The 6134-nt window shown below is 70.7% G+C and carries 5 protein-coding genes and 1 pseudogene; 5 read left to right on the forward strand and 1 reads right to left on the reverse strand.

The genetic code is table 11. From position 1 onward, the window contains the following. The 5 genes and pseudogenes from L2I40_RS17335 to L2I40_RS17355 all read left to right on the forward strand — a co-directional run. Positions 1 to 1417 (forward strand): DcaP family trimeric outer membrane transporter (locus L2I40_RS17335; protein WP_237216447.1); only part of this gene is annotated, 1417 nt, incomplete at its 5' end. Between the two features lie 15 nt (positions 1418 to 1432). Further along, on the forward strand, positions 1433 to 3127 hold the full coding sequence (gene aspT / locus L2I40_RS17340; RefSeq protein WP_237216448.1) for an aspartate-alanine antiporter: 1695 nt from the start codon (positions 1433 to 1435) through the stop codon (positions 3125 to 3127). A gap of 32 nt (positions 3128 to 3159) precedes the next feature. Continuing rightward, entirely contained in the window at positions 3160 to 3594 is a 435-nt protein-coding gene (locus L2I40_RS17345; RefSeq protein ID WP_237216449.1) for a hypothetical protein, read from the forward strand. Positions 3595 to 3609: 15 nt separating this feature from the next. Next, entirely contained in the window at positions 3610 to 4290 is a 681-nt protein-coding gene (locus L2I40_RS17350; protein WP_237216450.1) for a MarC family protein, read from the forward strand. A gap of 95 nt (positions 4291 to 4385) precedes the next feature. Beyond that, positions 4386 to 4836 (forward strand): annotated as a pseudogene (locus tag L2I40_RS17355) (transposase); the annotation flags it as partial. 239 nt (positions 4837 to 5075) lie between these two features. Here the strand turns inward: L2I40_RS17355 and L2I40_RS17360 are convergent. Continuing rightward, positions 5076 to 6134, reverse strand: a 1059-nt coding sequence (locus tag L2I40_RS17360) for a thiamine pyrophosphate-dependent enzyme (RefSeq protein ID WP_237216451.1), incomplete at its 5' end; no start/stop codon positions are given.

The raw sequence follows: 6134 nt of genomic DNA on the forward strand, positions 1-6134 counted from the left end.
AGCGCCGGCGCCGGCCCACCCCGCCCCGCACGCAGCGCCCGCGCCCGCTGCGCCCGTGGTCATCGCTGCGCCGCCTGCGCCGAACCCCGAGGAGCAGCGGCGCATCACGCGCGCGCAGGTGGACGAGGCGCTGCGCGGCGCGCTTCCGAATTCCTGGCGCGTCCCGGGCACCGAGACCTCCGTCCGGCTCTACGGCTTCATCAAGACGAACCTCTTCGGCAGCCTCGATCTGCGCGACCGGTCTGACGCCCCCTCGGTGCAGGGCATCCCGCTGGTCGGCAGCGCGGCCGGCCAGCAGGACGGGGACATCAGCTTCTCCGCCCGCAGGTCGCGCATCGGCTTCGACACGCAGACCCCTACCGCATGGGGGCCGCTCGCGACGAAGCTGGAGTTCGACTTCGCCGGCGACCAACCGAGCCCCTCCGGCGCCGCCACCTCCTCCGGTTACATGCCGCGCCTGCGGCAGGCCTATGCCGAGATCGGCGGCGACAGCTTCCGCGTGCTGCTCGGCCAGGCGAACAGCCTCTGGAACGAGGGGCTGGTCGAGACGCTCACCGACGCGACCTTCATCAACGCCTCGGCCGTGCGGCAGGCGCAGATTCGCTTCACAGGCCGCCTCGCGCCCGGCCTGACCGGCCAGGTCTCGCTCGAGGCGCCCTATACCGACTACACGAGCAGCGACGGCGTCTTCTTCCCGGACAGCACGCTCGATGGCGGCGCCAGCCCGGCGACGAACCAGGTTCCCGACCTGCTCGGCCGCCTGACCTGGCGCGGCGCCCTTGGCGAGGCTTCGTTGCGTGGCCTGGTCCGCCAGCTCCGCATCGAAGCCGACGGCACCGCGGCCGCACCGGGCGGCGGCGGCAGCAGCACCATCGGCTGGGGTGTCGCCGCGAATGGCAGCTTCAACATGAACCGACTCTGGCCAGGCTTCGGCGCCGACCAGCTGATCGGCATGGCCTATTACGGCGAGGGCATCGGCCGCTACTTCGATTCCACGACCTCGGGCCAGGCCGCCTACAGCAGGCTCGGCCTGCCGGGCGCGCCGGAGGCCTCGCTCTCGGCTGTGCCGAGTTGGGGATTTGTCGCGGGCTACAAGCATTACTGGATGCCGGCGCTGCGCAGCACGGCCGCCTACGGCTATGCGCGGCTGGACAACCCCGACTTCGTCTCGCAGTTCGCGACCGGCGGACCGGGCGCGACGGCGGTGAACCGCGAGATGCAGATGGGCGTGGTCAACCTGATATGGAGCCCCTTCGCACGCGACAGCGGTGGCCGGGTCGACGCCGGCTGGCTCGATATCGGCGTGGAGTACATCTACTTCCGCCGCGATCTGGAAGGCGGAGCGACAGCAGGCGGCGACGCGGGCGGGCGGGGCATCGAGCAACGCCTTCAGGCCAGCGCGATCGCACGGTTCTAGCGGGGACGAACGGACGTGCTGGACTGGCTGCGCGACTTCCTGGTGCGCTACCCGGAGTTCACGGTCTTCCTCGCCATCGGCGTGGGCTACTGGATCGGCTCGATCAATCTCGGTGGCTTCCGCTTCGGGCCGGTGACAGGCTCTCTGTTCGCGGGCATCGCGATCGGGCAGGTCGCGCACGTGCCGGTCTCGGGCACGACAAAATCCTTCCTGTTCCTGCTGTTCCTGTTCGGGATCGGCTATTCCGTCGGTCCGCAATTCATGCAGGCGCTGCGGCGCGGCGGCTGGCGGCCGATCGTGCTGGCGGTCACGGTCTGCGTTACCGGATTGCTGACCGCCTTCCTCGTCGCGCAGCTGCTCGGGCTCGATGCCGGCTTCGCCGCCGGGCTCGTCTCGGGCGCGCTGACCGAGAGCCCGGCGATGGGCACCGCGACCGAGGCGATCAACGCACTGCCGCTGCCCGAGGAGGAACGCGCGCGGCTGATCGCGCATATCGCGGTCGCGGACGCCGTCTGCTACCTGTTCGGTGCCATCGGCGTGATTTGGTTCCTCTCCTCCGCCGCGCCGCGGCTGCTCGGCGTGGACCTCAAGACAGAGGCGCTGCGGCTGGAAGCTGATCTCGGCATCGCGCGCAGCCGACCCGGCATCGCCTCGGCGTGGCGGCCCTTCGAGCTGCGCGCCTACCGGCTGGGCGACGACGCGCCGGTCGTCGGGCTGACGCTGCGCGAGGCGGCCGAGCACGCGCGCGACCATCGGATGTTCGTGCTGCGCGTGCGGCGCGGCGAGGAGCTGATCGAGCCCGATCACTCCCTTCGCCTGCAATCGGGCGACGTCGTCGCGGTCGCCGGCCGACGCGAGGTGCTGGTCGGGATCGTCGGCGCCAGCGCGCAGGAGGTCGAAGACCGGGCCTTGCTCGACCTGCCGGTCGCGGCCTGCGAGGTCCTGCTGACGAACAGCGACCTCGCCGGACGCCGGCTGGAGGAGGCCGCGAGCCTCGACTGGGCGCGCGGCATCTTCCTGCGCAGCGTGCGGCGCGGCGACCAGGACCTGCCGATCGCGCCGGGGACGATCCTGCAGCGCGGCGACCTGCTGCGCATCGTCGGGCCGGAGCAGGCGGTCGAGCAGGCGGCGGGGCGCATCGGGCCCGTGGTGCGGCCCACCGAGGCGACGGATTTCGTCGTGCTCGGCCTCGCCATCTTCCTCGGCGGCGTTGCCGGGGTCGCGGTGCAGGTGCCGATCGGCGACATGCACATCGCGCTCAGCACCAGCGTCGGCACGCTGCTCGCGGGGCTGCTGGTGGGGCATCTGCGGACGCGCCTGCCGCTGTTCGGCCGCATCCCGGACGGCGCGGTGTCGCTGATGACATCGCTCGGCCTCGCCGCCTTCGTCGCGATGACGGGCCTGCATGCCGGGCCGATCTTCTTCGGCGCCCTGGCGGAAGCCGGTGTCGGGCTGTTCGTCGGTGGCATGGCGGTGACGCTCGTGCCGCAGATCGTAGGGTTGTTCGTCGGCCGCTACCTGCTGCGGATGAACCCCATCCTGCTGCTCGGCGGCCTGGCCGGCGCGCAGACCTTCACGCCCGGCATGGCCGCCGTTCAGGCGAAATCCGGCAGCCCGGTCGCCGTGCTCGGCTACACGCCAGCCGTGCCGATCGGCCACATCCTGCTCACCACCTGGGGCACCATCATCGTCGGGCTGGTGGCGGGATGACGGCGCGCCCACGGAGGGCGGCGGAGGGGAGGATGCGGAGCGACGCGCGACGCCGCGCCTTCGTCACCGGATGCGCCGCGCTGGCGCTGTGCGGGCAGGGCGATCCGAACCCCGATGCCAGCGTCTGGATCGAGGAGGTGCGTGTTGGCCTGTTCGGCCACACGGGTTCGTTCGGCGGCGGACGCCTGCGTTTCGGGGACGAGGTGCATCGCTTCTCGATCGACGGCCTCGAGGCAGTCGGCACCGGAATCACCTCGGTCCGTGCGCAGGGAGAGGTGTTCAACCTCCGCCGCCTGGCCGACTTCGCGGGTACCTACACCGAGCATCGCGACGGGCCAGCCGAGGGTCCTGTGGAGGTGCACTGGCTGCGCAATGCGCGCGGGGTGCGCATGCGCCTCCGCTCGTCGCGGTCCGGCGCCACGCTCCGGATCAGCGAGGGCGGGCTGATCGTCACCCTCGAGGACTGACGGAGGAGCCGGGCGATGCTGGATGGTTTCGTGCTCGCCCGCATCGTCGGCGACTTCCTGTTCGGCTTCACGACACTGTTCGCGATCATCAATCCCTACGGCCTCGCTTTCGTCTTCCTGCAGCGGACCGTCGGCCTGGACGAGCCGGAGCGGGCGGCGATCGCACGGCTCGTGGCCGCCTATGCCTTCGCCGTGCTGGTCGTCTCGCTCTTTGCCGGCAGCTTCGTGCTCGGCTTCTTCGGAATCTCCATGCCCGCGCTGCGCATCGCGGGTGGCCTTGTCGTGGCGGTGGCCGGCTGGTCGATGCTGCACCAGCCGGCCGGAGATCCGGGCGGGCATGCCAGCCGCGGCCTCGATCTCGCCGCCGTGCGTCCGATGGCCTTCTTCCCGCTGACGATCCCGCTCACCACGGGGCCGGGAACGATCGCGGCGGCGATCGCGCTGGGCGCGAACCGGAGCGACGAGCTTCGCGGAGCGGTCGCCGGCGCGCTTGCATCGCTGCTGGTGGCGGCCGCGATCGCGCTGACGATCTGGCACGCCTACAACCGGGCCGGCCGCATGGCGCAGCTTTTCGGGGATGAAGGCACGCGCGTGGTCACTCGCCTCTCTGCATTCCTGCTGCTCTGCGTCGGCGTACAGATCATGCTCACCGGGGTCAGCGATGCCTTGGTGCCGATGCTGTCCGTACCTCGCTGAGAAAGTGCCCCTACACTGGTCCTGACCCCGGAATCTGGCCCAGCGGGAGGGCAAGTTTTTCGGGCACTCTGAACCCCTGAGGAGGGGGTGGTGCCATGAAGCAGAAGCGATATACGGACGAGCAGATTGCCTTTGCCCTGCGGCAGGCGGAGAGCGGCACGGCGGTGGCCGAGATCTGCCGCAAGCTCGGCGTATCCGAGCCGACATTCTACCGGTGGAAGAAGCAGTTCGCCGGGATGGGAACCGTGGAGATCCGGCGGCTGAAACATCTGGAGGAAGAGAATGCCAAGCTCAAGCGGCTGGTCGCCGACCTGAGCCTCGACAAGACGATGCTGCAGGACGTGCTGAGAAAAAATGGTGAGGCCCGCGCTGCGCCGCGACGTGGTGGCTGTGCTGCGAGACAGCTACCGGGTCAGCGAGCGTCAGGCCTGCTCGGCGATGGGGTTTCACCGTTCGGCACAGCGCTACCGGTCGCGGCGTGACCCGCAGGTCGACCTACGCATGCGCCTGCGCGATCTGGCTGCGGTTCGGGTCCGCCACGCCCATCCGCCGCCTCCAAAAGGCAGCCTTGCATCACAGCGGACCCACCTTGCGAATCCCAAGAGTCCACAGAACCTAGCGGCCCGGACGAGCCGCCTGGGATTGAGGCGGTCGGCTAGTTGCTGAACATGCTCCGGGCCGCCGGGGTGCCGCTCACCGCGGATGACGGCGCGTTGGCAAAGGCTGTACTCAGGAGATTTGCGCGTTCAGCAAAGGCTGGTACGGGAGGGTGGAGCCCTCCCCGCTCACGCCCTCCGCCGCCAAGCAGTGACCTGCAGCGCCGAGGCGTGGACGTGGATCACGCGCGGCACGGCGGCCGGCGCGAGGGCCGCGTCCAGCACCGGCGCGATTTCGGCCTCGTCTCGGATCGTGAAGCCCTGCGCGCCGAAAGCGCGGGCCCAGGCCGCGAAGTCGGGGTTCACGAGATCGGCCGCGGCCGCGACGGGCCGGCCCGGATAGCGGTTGCCGTGATGCATCCCGATAGAGCCGTAGGTTCGGTTGTCGGCGACGACGATGATGGGCGCGGCTCCGTGGCGCATGGCGGTGGCGATCTCGTTGCCGGTCATCAGCGCGCCGCCGTCGCCCACGACGGCGATCGCCTGCCGCCCGGGATGCCGCAGGCAGGCCGCGACGGCCATCGGTACCGCGGCACCCATGCCGCCCACGGCGGAACCCAGGAAGATGTTGGACGGCCCGAAGGGAATGTGACGGTGGACGAAGGAGGTGAAGTTGCCGGCATCCGTCGTCAGCACCGCGTCGCGCGCCATCCGTTCCGCCAACGCGATGCAGACGGAGGCGAAGTTCACGCCGTCCGGCGCCGGCTCGTGGCGCGGTGCGGTCAGTTCGCGATGGATGCCGTTGAGGCGTGCGATCCAGGCGGCGCGGCCGGGCGGGGCGGTGGCAGGACCTGATTCCAGCAGCGCCTCCACCACGGCGAAGGGATCGGCGGCGATGGGCAGGTCCACGCGGAAGACGCGGTTGATCTCGGAGGGATCGGGCCAGATCTGCACGACGGGCAGCTGCGGCTCCGGCGCGGGGAAGCTGTAGGACTGGCTGACGACGTCGCCCAGGCGCTCGCCGAGCGCGACGAGCAGGTCGGCCTCGCGCATCGCCTCCATCAGCTTCGGCTGCACGCGGTTGCCGACATAGCCCGCGTAGTGCGGGTGGCGGCTGTCGAAGAGATGCGGCCAGCGATGGGTGGGCGCGATGGGCAGCATCCAGCCCTCGGCGAAGCGCGCGAGCGCGGCGAGGCGCTCCGGCGGGCCGTCCAGCGCGCTGCCGGCCAGCACCAGCGGGCGCTCGGC

The organism is Falsiroseomonas oryziterrae (assembly GCF_021864505.1).
In the GTDB taxonomy this organism is placed as follows: domain Bacteria; phylum Pseudomonadota; class Alphaproteobacteria; order Acetobacterales; family Acetobacteraceae; genus Falsiroseomonas; species Falsiroseomonas oryziterrae.

Bases quoted from the DNA above. Each gene is read 5' to 3' on its own strand.
- L2I40_RS17345 (WP_237216449.1), top strand. From the start codon at position 3,160: ATGCGGAGCGACGCGCGACGCCGCGCCTTCGTCACCGGATGCGCCGCG.
- L2I40_RS17350 (WP_237216450.1), top strand. From the start codon at position 3,610: ATGCTGGATGGTTTCGTGCTCGCCCGCATCGTCGGCGACTTCCTGTTC.